This is a genomic window from Arthrobacter sp. 3Tela_A, from assembly GCF_049311025.1.
Classification (GTDB): Bacteria; Actinomycetota; Actinomycetes; order Actinomycetales; family Micrococcaceae; genus Arthrobacter_B.
Genome location: NZ_JAXIOM010000044.1, coordinates 20594 through 34953 on the forward strand (window position 1 = coordinate 20594; position 14360 = coordinate 34953).

Below are 14360 nucleotides of genomic sequence, written 5' to 3' on the forward strand. Positions count from 1 at the left end.
AGCCGCCGGTTGGCCCGAAAGGAAGTACCGTGCCTGAATCACCTCCAGCCGTTTCGCCCCTGCCCCTGGACGGGGTGGTGGTAGCGGATTTCTCCCGGGTGCTGGCAGGACCGTACGCCACCATGCTGCTTGCAGACCTCGGCGCTGAGGTAATCAAGGTGGAGAGCCCGGCCGGTGACGACACCCGGTCCTGGGTGCCTCCGGTCCGGCCCGACGGGGTGTCCACCTACTACACCTCGATCAACCGGAACAAGAGTTCCGTGGTCCTGGACTTCAAGGACGACGCCGATCTGGCCACGGCCCGGGCGCTGGCCCGCCGGGCGGACGTCCTCATCGAGAACTTCAAGCCGGGGGGCCTGACCCGCTTCGGACTCGACTATGAGTCCGTCCGACAGGCCAATCCGGCGCTCATCTACTGCTCCATCAGTGGCTTTGGAACCCGGGGCGGCGCCTCACTGCCCGGCTACGACCTGATTGTCCAGGCCATGTCCGGGCTCATGAGCCTGACCGGCGACCCGGATGGGGCTCCGTACCGGGCCGGCATCAGTGTGTTCGATGTGATGGCCGGCCTGCATTCCGCAGTCGGCATCCTGGCGGCCCTGAGGCACCGGGACGCGACCGGAGCCGGCCAGCTGCTGGAAACCAATCTGATGTCAACCGCGCTCTCCGGGCTGGTGAACCAGACTGCCGCCTACGTTTCCGGCGGCACAGTACCGTTCCGGATGGGCAACGCGCACCCCAGCCTCTTTCCATATGAGCCACTGCCCACAGCGGACGATGACCTGGTGGTCGCCGCTGGCAACAACACCCAGTTCAGCAAGCTCTGCCAAGTCCTGGGCATTCCGGAAATCGCAGCTGACCCCCGGTTCAAAGACAATGCCGACCGCACCGAACGCCGCGAGGAACTGCGCCCCCTGCTGACCAATCAGCTCACCACTCACCCGGCTGCACACTGGTTTGAACGGCTCAACGCCGCAGGGGTTCCCTGCGGCCCCATCAACACCATTGGACAGGGCGTTGAATACGCCCGGGAACTGGGCCTTGATCCTGTTGTCTTCGCCGGGTCCGGGCAGGACGCGGTGCCGGTGGTGCGCAACCCCATCACCTACTCAGCCACCCCGCCGCGCTATGACCTTGCTCCGCCCTCACTCGGTGAACATACCGAGCAGATCCGGGCCTGGCTCAGCGATGAGCTGTCCCCTACCGAACCGAAGGAAAACCGATGACCGCGCCGACCGGCCAGGACCTGTTCTTCCCCACCTCTCTGGGCACTTCCAGCCGCACCGAGATCCGGCTGCTGGGCCGGGACCTGGCCGAAGACCTAATGGGCAAGGTCAGCTTCGGGGAACTCGCCTTCTGGCTGGTGGCCATGCGCCGCCCCTCCGCTTCTGAGCTGCGGGTCTTCGAAGCCGTGCTGGTGGCCCTGGCCGACCACGGATTCACCCCCACAGCGATTGCTGCCCGGCTCACCTACCTCAGCGCCCCGGATTCCCTGCAGGGCGCGCTGGCTTCAGGCCTGCTGGGCGGCGGATCCCGGTTCCTGGGCGTGACCGAGGACTGCGCTCTGTTCCTCGCCGAGGTCCTGGCCGGGCAGGATGAACTGCCCGACGACGACGCTGGCTGGGATGCCCTGGCGCTGGAGGCCATCCGCTCCCGCCGGGCGCAGGACAAGCTGGTCCCGGGCCTTGGCCATCCGAACCACAAAGACGGCGACCCGCGCACCCCGGTGCTTATCGGCATCGCCGAAGAAGAAGGCCTGCGAGGTCCGCACCTGCGCCTGTTCGAGGCTTTGGGCCGGATGAGCGGCGAAGCCCTGGGCCGGCAGCTGCCGCTGAACGGGGCCGGTGTCTGCGGCGCTGCACTGGCGGATCTCGGGCTGCCCCAGGAACTGCTGCGCGGTTTCGCACTGCTGGCCCGTGCCGCCGGACTGCTGGGCCAGCTGGCTGAAGAACGCCGGAATCCCATTGCCAATGACATTTACATGACCGTGGACCGCAATGCGGGCTACGTCGATCCCGACACCATCTGACACCTCTCCCGGAAAGGGGACCCCATGGCCGAGCTCACCGCAGTGCTGGCCAGCACGCACCATCCGTTCTACCTGAAAGCCACGACCGACCGCTCAGAGTCCCGCATGCCCCAGGCCGATGAATGGCAGCGGAAAGTCGAGGCCTACCGGCAGACCCTGACCGCCGCGCAGCCGGACGTTCTGGTAATGGTCGGTGCCGACCACTTCCACCAGTTCTTCCTGGACAACTACCCCACCTTCCTGATCGGCAAGCAGGAAAAGTACGACGCGACGTTCTACAACGAGGAGCGCGAGTTCGGCCTGCCCCGCTATCTGCTCGACGGCGACACGGAGCTGTCCGGTTTTATGCACCAGGGGCTGATGGACGCCGGGTTCGATTTTTCCTTCAGCCACGAACTGAAAATCGACCACTCGATCATCTGCCCGATCATCACCGTCCGCCCGGAGGCGGACCTGCCGATCGTTCCGATCTACACGAACATCTTTGCCCCGCCGCTGCCCTCCCCCAAGCGGTTCTGGGATCTGGGCCGGGCCATCCGCCGGGTCATCGAGGCCTTCCCGTCGGACCGGAAGGTTGCCGCGATCGGCACCGGCCACCTCTCCCTGGAACTGGGCGGGCCGCGCATGTTCGGCGAGCACGGACCGGATCCCGCCTTTGACGCCAAAGCGATCGAATGGCTGTCCACCGGAAACATCGAAGCGATCCTGGCCAACGTCACCCATGAATCCATGGCCGCGGCTGGGAACGCCACCCACGGCTTTATGGACCTGATCCTGATGCTGGGCATTGCCGCCGGGGAGGAAGCAGACTACGTCGACCAGCTGGATCTCTACCACACCCGAGAGATGTTCATGACGTGGTACCCCACCCAGAAAGACCACCTGCTGCAGGCGGCGGTCCGAGCCGCGGCGGCCTCCGGCGCAGTCCTCGGGCCGGTATATGCAGACCGCGAAGGAGCCACGGCGTGAGCAGGTACTACGTGAACAAGTTCCTCTTCACCGTTGACCGGGATCCGGACTGGGTGGCCCGCTACAAGGCCGATCCCGCGGCTGCCGTTATGCAGTGGGAGGAGGAAGTGGGCCAGTGGCTGAACCCGGCGGAACGGACCACCTGGCTCTCCTTCACCGCTGCGGAACGGAAGGCGCTGGAGACCTATGACTATGTATGGCTGTTCGAGAACGGCTGTCATTTCTTCCTGTACCTGACCCTGTTCATCGGCCTGTTCGAGGAGGACTGGACCCGCGACAAGGGCCCGCTGTCCTACCAGCGGGACTGGGCCAGGCGGCTCGAACACTGGACCGGGCACCCCTACCCGTCCACGGCCCTGTGACCCAGTCCGGATTCACCGTGACCGGAACCGGGGGACGCCATGGATGAAGGACTGCTGCTGCTGCGCCTGCTGATCGGCGCCGTCCTGCTGGCCCACGCTGCGCAGAAGTCCCTCGGTTGGTTCCAGGGACAGGGACTGGGGGTGATGTCCGGTGTCTTCGAGTCGCTGGGCCTGCGCCCGGGCCGGGTTATGGTCCGCATGGCCTCCGCCACCGAGGCCCTGGCCGGACTGTCCCTGCTGCTGGGACTGTTCCTTCCGCTCGGAGCCGCTGCGGCTGCCGGAACCATGACAGTGGCAGGAGCGGTGTCCCAGCTGAAGGCAGGGTCCTTCTGGAATGCCCGTGGCGGCGGCGAGTACCCGTATGTCCTCGCCGTAACAGCCACCGGCCTTGCCTTCACCGGAGCAGGGGCGTTCTCTGCCGATGCTCTGCTGGCAGAACGCTTCCCCGGCCTGGCCCCTCTGCTCGGCGGAACCACGGCCGGAACGGCTGCCGTCCTGCTGGCGGCGGCCGCTGCCCTGGTGTTCCTCACCCTTGTCCGCCGCAGAACAGCTAAAAGTCCTACCGCCTGATAACCCACACCTCACCCGCATCCCTGCCCTTCCCCAACCCCTTCCAGGAGCCCAGCATGAACAGCACTTCCCCAACCCCTCAGGAGAACCAGCCCGTCGTCTTCCGTGGCGGCACGGTCCTGACCATGGATGCCACCCGCCGCGTCCTGAAGCACGCTGACGTGCTGGTGATCGGTGAGGACATTGCCGCCGTCGGCCCGGCGCTCGAAGTCCCCGAGGGCACCTTCGAAATCGATGCCGCCGGCGGCATCGTCATGCCCGGCATGGTGGATACCCACCGCCACATGTGGCAGACGGCAATGCGCGGCTACGGCGCGGACTGGACGCTCACGCAGTACTTCGTCTGGTACTACCTGGAGCACGGCAAGGCATTCCGCCCCGAAGACATCGCCACCGGCAACGCCCTCTCAGCCTGGGACGCACTGGATGCCGGAGTCACCACATCCGTTGACTGGTCCCACGGCCTGAGCACCCTGGACCATGCCGAAGCGGCGCTTTCCGCACTGGAAGAAACCGGCGGACGGTTCGTCTTCGCGCCCGGAAACATCTTTGCCGGGCCCTGGGAATGGACCGCCCAACCGGAGTTCACGGACTTCGTCAAGCGCCGGAACCCGCGTACGGACATGATGAAGTTCCAGCTCGCCTTCGACGTCACCGGTGACCCCGCGTTCCCGGAAAAGGCCGCCTTCGAGGTGGCCCGCGAACTGGACCTGCCGGTCACCACCCATGCCGGTGTCTGGGGCGCCACGAACGACGACGGCGTGCGGCTGATGCACGAACACGGCTTTATGGTCCCCGGGACCGTTTATGTCCACGCAGCCACGCTGAGCGAGGATTCATACCAGCGGATCGCCGCCACCGGAGGTTCTGTTTCCCTGTCCACCGAAAGCGAGCAGAGCTGCGGGCAGGGCTACCCGCCGTCGTGGGTCCTGCGCCGGCACAACATCCCCATGTCCCTGTCCATCGACACCAGTGTCTGGTTCAGCTCGGACCTGTTCACCGCCATGCGCACCACCCTCGGTGCCGACCGGTCATACGAGCACATGCGCGCCCATGAGCAGGGCGATACGGTCACCCACTCCTCGCTCCGGGCCGAACATGTGGTGGACTGGGCCACCCGCGGCGGGGCGGCAGCGCTGTCGCTGGACCACGCCGTCGGGTCACTGGAACCAGGGAAAAAGGCTGACGTTGTCCTGCTGCGCAACGACCATTCGCCGTCGGCTTTCCCGGTCCTTAATCCCTACGGCCAGGTAGCGCTGCAGGCGGGCCGCGGGGACGTTCACACCGTTCTGGTGAACGGCAGGACGGTCAAGTTTGACCACCGGCTGATCGGGGTGGACCTCGACGCCCTGCGCCGCCGGGTCGAGACAACCGTTGAACATCTGCAGTCCGAGCTGGGTCCGGAGGCGTGGCAGCAGGATATGAACCCGGACATTCCGGAAACCCGCATCCTGGATAACCCTTACATGTACACGGACTACCGGGACAGCTCCACGCACGCTTAAAAACAGGTGCCGGCCCGGAGCCGGTGATTCCACCCCCATGGAAATCACCGGCTTCGGCCCGGCGCTTGAGTCTGTGCGTTGTTCCACATTGAGAATAGCGAACATTGGCATTTAGCTGCGATGCATTAGGACACAAATGGATATCAAAACGGGGCGACTGTCCGGTTTCGGTGTCAGACCTTCAATGCAGCCCGGTTAGCGGCCGTCCCCGCGGTGATGATCAGTCCCGTCACCAGCGCGTAACCGCCCAGCGTCAGGGACGTCATCAGCACGCCGGACGGCTCCCCCTCAACTGCCAGCCCGACGCCGATGCAGGCCAGTCCCGCTGCCAGCAAGAACAACCCGAATGATCCCTGGACCAGGTCATTCATAGGCGAGACCCCGGGGAAGAGCTTTGGTTCATGGGAAGACTCATTTCTGCAGTGCGGCTTCCCGGAGCCGGCCGGGCGTGCTGTGGACCTTGCCGGCCATCCTAATGCCTGCTGCGGTATCCGGGAGGGCGCTTTACCCGCTCACCGCGGCCGCTTCGTTCCCTGCGGCGCGGCACGTGCGTCGAGCCGGCGGACGGACTCGCGCACGGCGCCGTGCAGCATGATTTCAAGGTCTCCGACCACCTTGTACGGGTGTTCGGCCATGCCGTCAGCGACCCACCTCAGTACCACTGCCAGCACGGCAGAGGTGACCGGGAGGTGCGCGACGCGAACCTCCCGAGCGATGCCCCGGCCGCTCTGCCCGGCTCTCGGGGAACGGACCGGACGGTCACCGTCTGACCACCTTGCTTCCGGCATGAACAAGGCCCCGGAGAATACTCCGGGGCCTTGTCATTCGTCGTCGCGGCGGGCCGCCCTGCGGACGAACCGCTTAGGGACTCCCTTGCGAGCGATATAGATGACGCAGGCAATCAGCGCGGCTACGACCAGGACAACCAGCACGACCAGGACATGCCATGCGGTGATGAGGCCCATATCATCCCCCTTCCGTCTAGCTGGAGTAGGTCATGTGGGCACCACCGTAGCCGACTCGGCAACCACTCGACCGACAGCCTCGGCAACATCAGCACGTGGCAGGACGGCGGATAGATGGAATGATGGCCCGATGAGTAAGCCAGTGGAACAGACCAGAGACGAGAGACTCTACAGCCGGACCGACTGGATGTAAGCGGGCTTCATCGCCCTGGAGGTCCTGGCGGCCGCCGTCTTCCTGGGACTGCCGCTGGTGGTCGCAGGTGTTGCGATGACGACCCGGCTTCGCGAGTCGAAGAACCGGAAACTGGTCCTGTGGATTCTCGCCGGTGTCCTGACCGTCATCGGTCTCATGCCGTTTGTCCTGAACTGGCTTGGGCTCTCGGAGTTCTCCACCGTGCAGACGACCTTCGGGTAGTCAGCACCACAACAAGCAGGTCCCCGCCGGTAGCTGATCGTGGCCCGGATCCGGTGCGAAAGCGTGTCGTAAGCGTGTAGTGGGCCCTTTTCGTCCCATAAGAAAACCCCTCCTGATCGGGCGTTTCACCTGATCAGAAGGGGTTTCGTGGAGCCCCCTGCCGGATTCGAACCGGCGACCCCCTGTTTACAAGACAGGTGCTCTGGCCAACTGAGCTAAGGAGGCATGGGCCGTTGCCGGCCCCGCGGCGTCGTACTGGAAGTACAACAGCGCTAGACAAGATTAGCCCAGCACACCCGCCGGAACGAAACCAGGCATGGTTCGTTCCGGCGGACGCGGCTGGGCGAAGCCGGAACTAGGAGGAAGCCTCAGCCTTGTTGGCGTCGATGGCGCTCTGCACCGTCTCCACGAAGGAGTTCAGGTCCGCTTCGGAACCGTTGATGTACACGGTGGGGGTGCCGCTGACCTCGGCATTGCGGGCCAGGGCGTCGGTGTACTTCACGTAGGTGCGGAAACCGTCGTTCTTGATGCAGTCCGCGGCGTCCGAGGCACCCACGGAGTTGGCCATGTCCACCAGGGCAGCGTTGTCGATTTCACCGGCCGCGTGCTGGGCGAAGATCGCCTTCATGAAGTCCCAGTAGGATTCCGGGTTGGTGTCGGCAACGCAGGCTGCAGCGTTGGCGCCGCGGGAAGAGTAGTTGGTGGGCGAGTTGCGGTCCAGGAACGCGACCGTGCGGTATTCGTAGGTAACCTCGCCGGCATCGAGCCAGGAACCGATCTGGTCACCGTATGTGCCGGTGAAATCTGCACAGTGCACGCAGTTGATGTCCACGTATTCCACGATCTTCACGGGCTCGCCGGGCGCAGCAGCCTCCACACCGGCGGGCACCGTCTCGCCTGCCTCGTTGGTGGTGGTGGCCTCTGGCAGGTTGTTGACGTCAACCTCGCCGGTATCGGCCGGTTCCAGCGACGTCGTGGACGTCAGGGTGAAGCCGCCGTCGACGTTGCCGTTGGCCGGAGCCGGTCCGGCGTCGGGAATCCCACCGCGGACACTGTTGATGACAATCACAGCAACAATCACAATAACCGCGACGATTCCAGCGACGATGCCCCAGCGGGTCAGCAGCTTGTTGCGGCGCTCCTTCTTCAGCTGTGCCTCACGCAGTGCCCGCGCCTTTTCACGGGCCACGGCCTGGCGCTCGGCCTTGGTGGCCTTGGGATTCCGGTCGCTCATAGTTCCTTCTGTCTCTCAAACGGCCACCTCTGCGGCGGCATCAGGTACACGGTCTTCAGGGACAACGATATCCCTGCACCCCATCGTCAACGCCCGGGGTGGGTACAAAGGTTCCCCTGTTGGATAGAGTGGCGAACAAACAAGTCAACTTAGGAGTGCAAAAGGTGAACGCTGTTGCCGCTGAATCGAAAACTGAGATTTCAACGGACGGGTACGGCGATTACGACTTCATAGTGGTCTCCAACCGCCTGCCCGTGGACCGGGTAGCGGACAACGGATCCGAGGGCGGTGACAGCTGGCGCCGGTCCCCCGGTGGCCTGGTGACGGCGCTGGCGCCGGTGATGGCAAAGGCCGACGGCGCCTGGGTGGGCTGGCACGGCGCGCCGGACGAAACGCTGGAGCCGTTTGACCACGACAACATGCATCTGCGCCCGGTGCCGCTGAGCGCCTCCGAGGTGGAGCTGTATTACGAAGGCTTCTCCAACGCCACACTCTGGCCGCTGTACCACGACGTGATTGCACCGCCGGAGTTCCACCGAACCTGGTGGGATTCCTACCGCACCGTCAACCGCCGCTTCGCCGAAGCCGCAGCCGAGGTCGCCGCTGAAGGCGCAACAGTGTGGGTGCAGGACTACCAGCTGCAGCTGGTTCCCCAGATGCTGCGCAAAGCCCGCCCGGACCTGAAAATTGGCTTCTTCAACCACATTCCCTTCCCCCCGCTGGAGATTTTTGCCCAGCTGCCGTGGCGGAGGGACATCATCGCCGGCCTGCTGGGAGCGGACCTGATCGGGTTCCAGCGGCCCAGTGACACCGCTAATTTCCTGCGCTGCGTCCGCCGGTTCGCCGGACATTCCGTGCGGCAGCAGCAGGTGCACATCACCGACGATGAGGGCAACACCTATATCTCCCGGGCCGAAGCCTTCCCGATCTCCATCGACGTGGACCAGATCACCGAGCTGGCCAAGCGCGAGGACATCATCGAGCGGTCCAAGCAGATCCGCCGCGAACTGGGCAACCCCAAGGTCATCCTGCTCGGCGTCGACCGCCTGGACTACACCAAGGGCATCAGCCACCGGCTCAAGGCCTACGGGGAACTCCTTGAGGACGGCAGGATCAGCGTCGAGGACGCGGCCCTGATCCAGGTTGCCAGCCCCAGCCGCGAGCGCGTGGAACAGTACCGGCTGCTGCGTGAAGAGGTCGAAGGCACGGTCGGGCGGATCAACGGCACCTACGACACGATGTCCAACACCGCCATCCGCTACCTGCACCACTCCTACCCTGTGGAGGAAATGGTTGCCCTGTACCTGGCATCGGACGTCATGCTCGTGACTGCCCTGCGCGACGGCATGAATCTGGTGGCCAAGGAATACGTCGCTGCCCGGACAGAGAACACCGGTGCCCTCGTGCTCAGCGAATTCGCCGGTGCTGCGGACCAGCTGCGCCAGGCCGTGCTGGTCAATCCACATGACATCGACCGGCTGAAGGACGCGATCGTCTCCGCCATCCAGATGCAGCCGCGTGAAGCCCAGCGCCGCATGCGCCTGATGCGCCGGCAGGTACTGCAGAACGACGTCGAGCGCTGGTCGCAGAATTTCCTGAACGCCCTGCGTCTGGAAGGAGAACCCCAGTGATTCCCATCGAGCTGCGCGCCGCCCTCGCCACCCTGGCAGCGACCGACCACCTGCTGGTCGCCGTGGACTTCGACGGCACCCTCGCCCCGCTGGTGGAGCACGCCGACGACGCGCGGCCGCTCCCGGCCGCGGCGGCGGCCCTGCGCGCCCTGTCCGGCGTACCGGGAACCGCGACGGCGCTGATCTCGGGCCGGGCGCTGGAGAGCCTGCGTGCCGTGGCCGAGCCTGAGCCGGAAACCCTGCTGGTCGGCAGCCACGGCGCCGAAACCTGGACCGGTCCCAACGCCGAGCCTCTGCATCTCACCCCGGAGCAGGCGAATCTGCTGGCGCGTGCCCGCGCGGCCGTCGCCGAAGTGGCCGCAGCGTGTGCCGGCTGCCGCGTCGAGGACAAGCCCGCCGGCGTCGTCCTGCATACCCGCAGTGCGTCCGACGGCGATGCCTCCACAGCGGTGGAAGCCGCACGCGCACGGCTGGGAGAGCTGGACGGCGTGCAGGTCACCGACGGCAAGCGCGTCCTGGAAGCGTCCGTAGTCCATGCGAACAAGGGAGAGGGCCTCCTCGCGCTGCGCGAGCTGACCGGGGCCACCGCGGTCCTGTTCGCCGGTGACGATGTCACGGATGAGAAGGGCTTCGCCGTGCTGCAGCCCGAAGACGTGGGAATCAAGGTGGGTCCGGGTGAGACCGCTGCCCCGTTCCGGGTCGAATCACCGGAAGAATTTGCCGCGGTTCTCGAGCACCTGCACGAGCTGCGCCTGGCCGCCGTCGGAAATTAACCTTCCGGCTACCCGTTTTCCTTCTGTCTGCTTGACGGACGTGGCATACTTGCCACCAGCGGCCGCTTCCGTGGCGTCCGTCACTGTTTTAGTGCTGTTTCACAACTAAACATCCACCCATTCACAACGGATCGTCGGGCACGTACCTGCCCGTGAAGGGAAATATCATGGCAACGGTAACGTTTGACCAAGCTACACGTCTGTACCCGGGCACCGAGCGCCCTGCAGTCGACAACCTCAGCCTCGAAATCGCCGACGGCGAGTTCCTGGTGCTCGTTGGCCCCTCCGGCTGCGGCAAGTCCACCTCCCTGCGAATGCTTGCAGGCCTGGAGGACGTCAATTCCGGGCGCATCCTGATCGGTGACCGTGACGTCACCGACGTTCCGCCCAAGGACCGCGACATTGCCATGGTGTTCCAGAACTATGCCCTGTACCCGCACATGTCTGTGGCGGACAACATGGGCTTTGCACTGAAGATCGCAGGCGTCCCGAAGGAGGAACGCCTGGAGCGCGTCCGCGAGGCCGCCAAGCTCCTGGACCTTGAGGATTACCTGGACCGCAAGCCCAAGGCTCTCTCCGGCGGCCAGCGCCAGCGTGTCGCCATGGGGCGCGCGATCGTCCGGAACCCGCAGGTCTTCCTGATGGATGAGCCCCTCTCCAACCTGGACGCCAAGCTGCGTGTGCAGACCCGCACCCAGATTGCGTCGCTGACCCGCCGCCTGGGCGTCACCACCGTCTACGTCACACACGACCAGGTCGAAGCCATGACCATGGGCGACCGCGTTGCCGTGCTGAAGGACGGCGTGCTGCAGCAGGTGGACACCCCGCGCAACCTCTACGACAAGCCGATGAACGTCTTCGTCGCCGGCTTTATGGGTTCCCCGGCAATGAACCTGCTGGAACTGCCCGTCACTGAGGGCGGCGTGACCTTCGGCGGAACGGTCTACCCGGTTCCCCGCAGCATCCTCGAAGCGGCCGCCGGCAACACCGTCACCTTCGGCGTCCGTCCGGAGGACATGGACGTTGCCGCCGAGGGCGACGGGCTGAAGGTGGAGGTGGATGTGGTCGAGGAACTCGGCGCAGACGCCTTCGTATACGGGCACACCTTCCTGGACGGCCAGGAGCACGAGATCACAGCCCGTGTGGATGCCCGGAAACCCCCGGCTAAGGGCGACACGCTCTTTGTAAAGCCGAAGTCAGGCCATGTGCACCTCTTTGACACCAGCACCGGTAAGCGACTTGCTGACGAAGCGTAGCCGTTAGCAACACTGTGCGCGTGCGGTGGCCCTTCCCCCTGAACTAAACTCTGGAGGAAGGCCACCGCTCTGGTTTAACCCCCATCCCAGCGCTGATAGAAGGCATCAATGCCAATGACTGAAGCTCCACGCGCCAACTGGCGTGATGAACCAACTAACTGGGAACAACCCGGCAAGCTCCCCCGCAGCCACAGCGAGGCGACGCAGGAACCGCTCGGTTCCCTGAACATCACCGCCGCCTCCATGGACCCGGCACTGCTGGACCTTCCCTGGTCCATTCCGCTGGAAGACTGGCCCAAGGAAAACCTGGCCGCACTGCCCCGCGGCATTTCCCGGCACGTTGTCCGATTCGCGCGGATGGGCGATTCCCTGATCGCCATCAAGGAAACCAGCGAGCACGTGGCACGGCAGGAATACCACATGCTGCGCAAGCTGCGGCGGCTGAACATCCCCAGCGTTGCCCCGGTGGCTGTCATTACCGGCCGTCAGGATGCAGACGGCAATGAACTGGACCCCGTGCTGGTGACCCGCCATCTCCGCTTTTCTCTGCCCTACCGCGCGGTGTTTTCCCAGACCCTGCGGGAAGTCACACTGACCCGCCTGATCGACGCGCAGGCCCTGCTGCTTGTCCGGCTGCATCTGGCGGGCTTCTACTGGGGTGATGTGTCCCTCTCCAACACTTTGTTCCGCCGGGATGCCGGAGCCTTTGCTGCCTATCTGGTCGACGCCGAGACAGGTGAGCTGTACCCGGAGCTCTCCCGCGGCCAGCGCGAATATGACCTGGAGATCGCCCGGGTAAACATCGCCGGTGAGCTGATGGACCTGGCTGAGGGCGGACTGATCGAGGAGAACGTCGATCCGCTGGCCACGAGCGAACGCATTATGGACAGCTACCGCAATCTGTGGGCAGAACTCACCGAACAGGAGTCGTTCGAACTCGGTGAGCGCTGGCGCGTGAACGCCCGCATCCGGCGTTTGAACGAACTGGGCTTCGATGTCGATGAACTCACCATCCGGACCACGCCGGACGGCTCACAGGTGCAGCTCCAGCCCAAGGTTGTTGACGCCGGACACCACCAGCGCCGCCTGCTGCGCCTCACCGGGCTGGATGCCCAGGAGAATCAGGCCCGGCGCCTGCTGAATGACCTGGACTCCTACCGGGCGGATAACCACCCGGACCTGGATGAGGAGCTCAGCGCACACCTTTGGGTCACCCAGGTTTTCGAACCGATCGTGAAGGCCGTCCCGAGGGAACTGGGCAGCAAGCTGGAGCAGGCAGAAGTGGTGCATGAGGTGCTGGAGCACCGCTGGTACATGTCCGAGAAGGAGAACCGCTACGTCCCCATGGCTGAAGCTGTGCAGTCCTATCTGGACAATGTGCTGCGCCACCGCCGGGACGAGGCAGCGATCCTGCTCAACCCTGACACCACCACCATGCGGATCCTCGAAAGCGGCGCGTCACCGGGGTAGTTTTCTGCGAACAAAAAAGGCAGGGCCCGCGGGCCCTGCCTTTTTCGCGTCGCCGTCCCGTTACAGGGACTGCCCGAACTCCGAGGGACTGCATTCGTACACTTCGCCGTCCACAAAGTGTGTGCCAGGCCCCCGGTCCTCGCAGATCTCGATGAGGGTGCCCACCTGGTCCACGGCGAAGACGAAAATGGCGATCGTGGCAACCAGCGTCAGGACAAAAACAACCCCTCCGATGATGATGCCGGCAAGGGCCGGACCGTTGCTCATCTTGGCCTTGCGGGACTGGACGAATCCCACGATGCTCAGGATCACGCCCACCAGCGAGGCGAACGGAATGAAGAACAGGCAGGAGAGGATCAGGCCAATGATGCCCATCGTTTTGCCCGGCTGCTGTGCAGGGGGCTGGTAGGCGCCCGGGTAGCCGTAGGGTGCCGGCGGAACGCCGTAACCGGAGTTTGGCGCCGCGCCGTAGCCGGAGTTTGGCGCCGCGCCGTAGCCGGAGTTTGGCGCCGCGCCGTAGCCGGGCTGCTGGGGCTGGCCCTGCGGCTGGCTCCAGGACCCCTGGCTGGGCGCCGAAGAGTACTGCTGTTCCGGCTGCCGGCCGCTCTCCGGAGCTGAATCCGGCGCCTGGCCGGGTTCCTGAGCGGAGTCCTGGGCGTAGCGGCCGTACAGCGGCTGCGTCGGGGCATCGGCGTCGGCGGCGTTCCCGGTGGCCTGCTCCCAGGGCTGCGCCTGCGGGTCCTTCGCGGGCTCGCCCGGGACGTCGTTGCGGTTCTCTGACATGGTTCTCCCGAATGATGGCTGGTGGGGGACGGACGCCGGCCTGCCACGGGGGCGCTGCCAGCAGTAGCCGTAAGTCTATCCCGACCAGCACCGATACTCCTGGAAACGGTACTTGCGCCGCCAGCCGATCCGTACTTCAGCTGCCTGCAGCTGTGCGGGTTATCACCCCGCATTTCAGGCACATCAGCGGACTTATCCTCGTTTAAGAGGACGTATCAGACCGCATGAGTGAAAGGGATGTTGTTTTTCATGGACAAAGCTCCCGGCGTACCTGCCCCGCGCACCGGAGAACTCCGCCTGGTTCCGGTCCATGAAGCCTCCACCGAGCGTGAGAGGCAGTGGTGGCGCTCCTCGGTGATCTACCAGATCTACCCCCGCTCCTTCCGCGACCTCCGCGG

The 14360-nt window shown here is 65.0% G+C and carries 16 protein-coding genes and 1 tRNA gene; 11 read left to right on the forward strand and 6 right to left on the reverse strand.

The window, feature by feature from the left end; genetic code table 11:
* The first annotated feature begins 29 nt into the window (after nucleotides 1-29).
* The 6 genes from TVC13_RS12940 to TVC13_RS12965 are packed head-to-tail and all read left to right on the forward strand — an operon-like array spanning nucleotide 30 to nucleotide 5435.
* A complete protein-coding gene (locus TVC13_RS12940) occupies nucleotides 30-1226 on the forward strand; it encodes a CaiB/BaiF CoA transferase family protein (RefSeq protein WP_422401600.1) in 1197 nt (398 codons plus the stop codon).
* Complete coding sequence (locus tag TVC13_RS12945; RefSeq protein WP_422401601.1) at nucleotides 1223-2029, forward strand: citryl-CoA lyase; 807 nt, start codon at nucleotides 1223-1225, stop codon at nucleotides 2027-2029. The genes TVC13_RS12940 and TVC13_RS12945 overlap by 4 nt, the downstream gene beginning before the upstream one ends.
* Before the next feature lie 24 nt (nucleotides 2030-2053).
* A complete protein-coding gene (locus TVC13_RS12950; RefSeq protein ID WP_422401602.1) occupies nucleotides 2054-2998 on the forward strand; it encodes a hypothetical protein in 945 nt (314 codons plus the stop codon).
* Nucleotides 2995-3360, forward strand: coding sequence for a hypothetical protein (locus tag TVC13_RS12955; protein ID WP_422401603.1), 366 nt, complete (start codon nucleotides 2995-2997; stop codon nucleotides 3358-3360). The genes TVC13_RS12950 and TVC13_RS12955 overlap by 4 nt, the downstream gene beginning before the upstream one ends.
* Before the next feature lie 39 nt (nucleotides 3361-3399).
* Complete coding sequence (locus tag TVC13_RS12960; RefSeq protein WP_422401604.1) at nucleotides 3400-3930, forward strand: DoxX family protein; 531 nt, start codon at nucleotides 3400-3402, stop codon at nucleotides 3928-3930.
* 56 nt (nucleotides 3931-3986) lie between these two features.
* The gene (locus TVC13_RS12965) at nucleotides 3987-5435 is read left to right on the forward strand and encodes an amidohydrolase family protein (protein WP_422401605.1); all 1449 of its coding nucleotides are present in this window, start codon (nucleotides 3987-3989) and stop codon (nucleotides 5433-5435) included.
* 173 nt (nucleotides 5436-5608) lie between these two features.
* On the opposite strand, the gene TVC13_RS12970 is transcribed toward TVC13_RS12965, so the two are convergent.
* From TVC13_RS12970 to TVC13_RS12980, 3 genes are all read right to left on the reverse strand, one after another.
* The gene (locus tag TVC13_RS12970; RefSeq protein WP_422401606.1) at nucleotides 5609-5806 is read right to left on the reverse strand and encodes a hypothetical protein; all 198 of its coding nucleotides are present in this window, start codon (nucleotides 5804-5806) and stop codon (nucleotides 5609-5611) included.
* Nucleotides 5807-5947: 141 nt separating this feature from the next.
* Entirely contained in the window at nucleotides 5948-6223 is a 276-nt protein-coding gene (locus tag TVC13_RS12975) for a hypothetical protein (protein ID WP_422401607.1), read from the reverse strand.
* Nucleotides 6224-6256: 33 nt separating this feature from the next.
* Nucleotides 6257-6400, reverse strand: a complete 144-nt coding sequence (locus tag TVC13_RS12980) for a hypothetical protein (protein WP_422401608.1) — start codon at nucleotides 6398-6400, stop codon at nucleotides 6257-6259.
* Between the two features lie 268 nt (nucleotides 6401-6668).
* Between TVC13_RS12980 and TVC13_RS12985 the strand changes: the two genes are divergently transcribed.
* Nucleotides 6669-6815 carry a hypothetical protein gene (locus tag TVC13_RS12985; protein ID WP_422401609.1) on the forward strand — a complete coding sequence of 49 codons (147 nt, stop codon included), beginning with the start codon at nucleotides 6669-6671 and terminating at the stop codon, nucleotides 6813-6815.
* Nucleotides 6816-6963: 148 nt separating this feature from the next.
* On the opposite strand, the gene TVC13_RS12990 is transcribed toward TVC13_RS12985, so the two are convergent.
* Together TVC13_RS12990 and TVC13_RS12995 are read right to left on the reverse strand one after the other, a co-directional pair.
* Nucleotides 6964-7040 (reverse strand) — tRNA-Thr (locus tag TVC13_RS12990).
* Between the two features lie 130 nt (nucleotides 7041-7170).
* The gene (locus TVC13_RS12995; RefSeq protein ID WP_422401610.1) at nucleotides 7171-8049 is read right to left on the reverse strand and encodes a DsbA family protein; all 879 of its coding nucleotides are present in this window, start codon (nucleotides 8047-8049) and stop codon (nucleotides 7171-7173) included.
* Between the two features lie 164 nt (nucleotides 8050-8213).
* Here TVC13_RS12995 and TVC13_RS13000 point away from each other — a divergent pair, with 164 nt between their 5' ends.
* From TVC13_RS13000 to TVC13_RS13015, 4 genes are all read left to right on the forward strand, one after another.
* Complete coding sequence (locus tag TVC13_RS13000; RefSeq protein WP_422401611.1) at nucleotides 8214-9680, forward strand: alpha,alpha-trehalose-phosphate synthase (UDP-forming); 1467 nt, start codon at nucleotides 8214-8216, stop codon at nucleotides 9678-9680.
* Nucleotides 9677-10453 carry a trehalose-phosphatase gene (gene otsB, locus TVC13_RS13005; protein ID WP_422401612.1) on the forward strand — a complete coding sequence of 259 codons (777 nt, stop codon included), beginning with the start codon at nucleotides 9677-9679 and terminating at the stop codon, nucleotides 10451-10453. Before TVC13_RS13000 ends, otsB begins: the two co-directional genes overlap by 4 nt.
* Nucleotides 10454-10620: 167 nt before the next feature.
* Entirely contained in the window at nucleotides 10621-11709 is a 1089-nt protein-coding gene (locus TVC13_RS13010) for an ABC transporter ATP-binding protein (RefSeq protein ID WP_422401613.1), read from the forward strand.
* 114 nt (nucleotides 11710-11823) lie between these two features.
* Nucleotides 11824-13179: a DUF4032 domain-containing protein gene (locus tag TVC13_RS13015; protein WP_422401614.1), complete on the forward strand. Its 1356-nt coding sequence runs from the start codon at nucleotides 11824-11826 to the stop codon at nucleotides 13177-13179.
* 60 nt (nucleotides 13180-13239) lie between these two features.
* Here TVC13_RS13015 and TVC13_RS13020 read toward each other — a convergent pair whose 3' ends face one another.
* Complete coding sequence (locus TVC13_RS13020; RefSeq protein WP_422401615.1) at nucleotides 13240-13962, reverse strand: hypothetical protein; 723 nt, start codon at nucleotides 13960-13962, stop codon at nucleotides 13240-13242.
* Between the last annotated feature and the right edge of the window lie 398 nt (nucleotides 13963-14360).

What these genes read in the sequence shown, in the direction of transcription:
- TVC13_RS12945 (WP_422401601.1), top strand. Translation starts at nt 1,223, where the DNA reads ATGACCGCGCCGACCGGCCAGGACCTGTTCTTCCCCACCTCTCTGGGC.
- TVC13_RS13015 (WP_422401614.1), top strand. Translation starts at nt 11,824, where the DNA reads ATGACTGAAGCTCCACGCGCCAACTGGCGTGATGAACCAACTAACTGG.
- TVC13_RS12975 (WP_422401607.1), bottom strand. Translation starts at nt 6,223, where the DNA reads ATGCCGGAAGCAAGGTGGTCAGACGGTGACCGTCCGGTCCGTTCCCCG.
- TVC13_RS12950 (WP_422401602.1), top strand. Translation starts at nt 2,054, where the DNA reads ATGGCCGAGCTCACCGCAGTGCTGGCCAGCACGCACCATCCGTTCTAC.
- TVC13_RS12960 (WP_422401604.1), top strand. Translation starts at nt 3,400, where the DNA reads ATGGATGAAGGACTGCTGCTGCTGCGCCTGCTGATCGGCGCCGTCCTG.
- TVC13_RS13010 (WP_422401613.1), top strand. Translation starts at nt 10,621, where the DNA reads ATGGCAACGGTAACGTTTGACCAAGCTACACGTCTGTACCCGGGCACC.
- TVC13_RS12965 (WP_422401605.1), top strand. Translation starts at nt 3,987, where the DNA reads ATGAACAGCACTTCCCCAACCCCTCAGGAGAACCAGCCCGTCGTCTTC.
- TVC13_RS12970 (WP_422401606.1), bottom strand. Translation starts at nt 5,806, where the DNA reads ATGAATGACCTGGTCCAGGGATCATTCGGGTTGTTCTTGCTGGCAGCG.
- TVC13_RS13020 (WP_422401615.1), bottom strand. Translation starts at nt 13,962, where the DNA reads ATGTCAGAGAACCGCAACGACGTCCCGGGCGAGCCCGCGAAGGACCCG.
- TVC13_RS12995 (WP_422401610.1), bottom strand. Translation starts at nt 8,049, where the DNA reads ATGAGCGACCGGAATCCCAAGGCCACCAAGGCCGAGCGCCAGGCCGTG.
- TVC13_RS12985 (WP_422401609.1), top strand. Translation starts at nt 6,669, where the DNA reads ATGACGACCCGGCTTCGCGAGTCGAAGAACCGGAAACTGGTCCTGTGG.
- TVC13_RS12980 (WP_422401608.1), bottom strand. Translation starts at nt 6,400, where the DNA reads ATGGGCCTCATCACCGCATGGCATGTCCTGGTCGTGCTGGTTGTCCTG.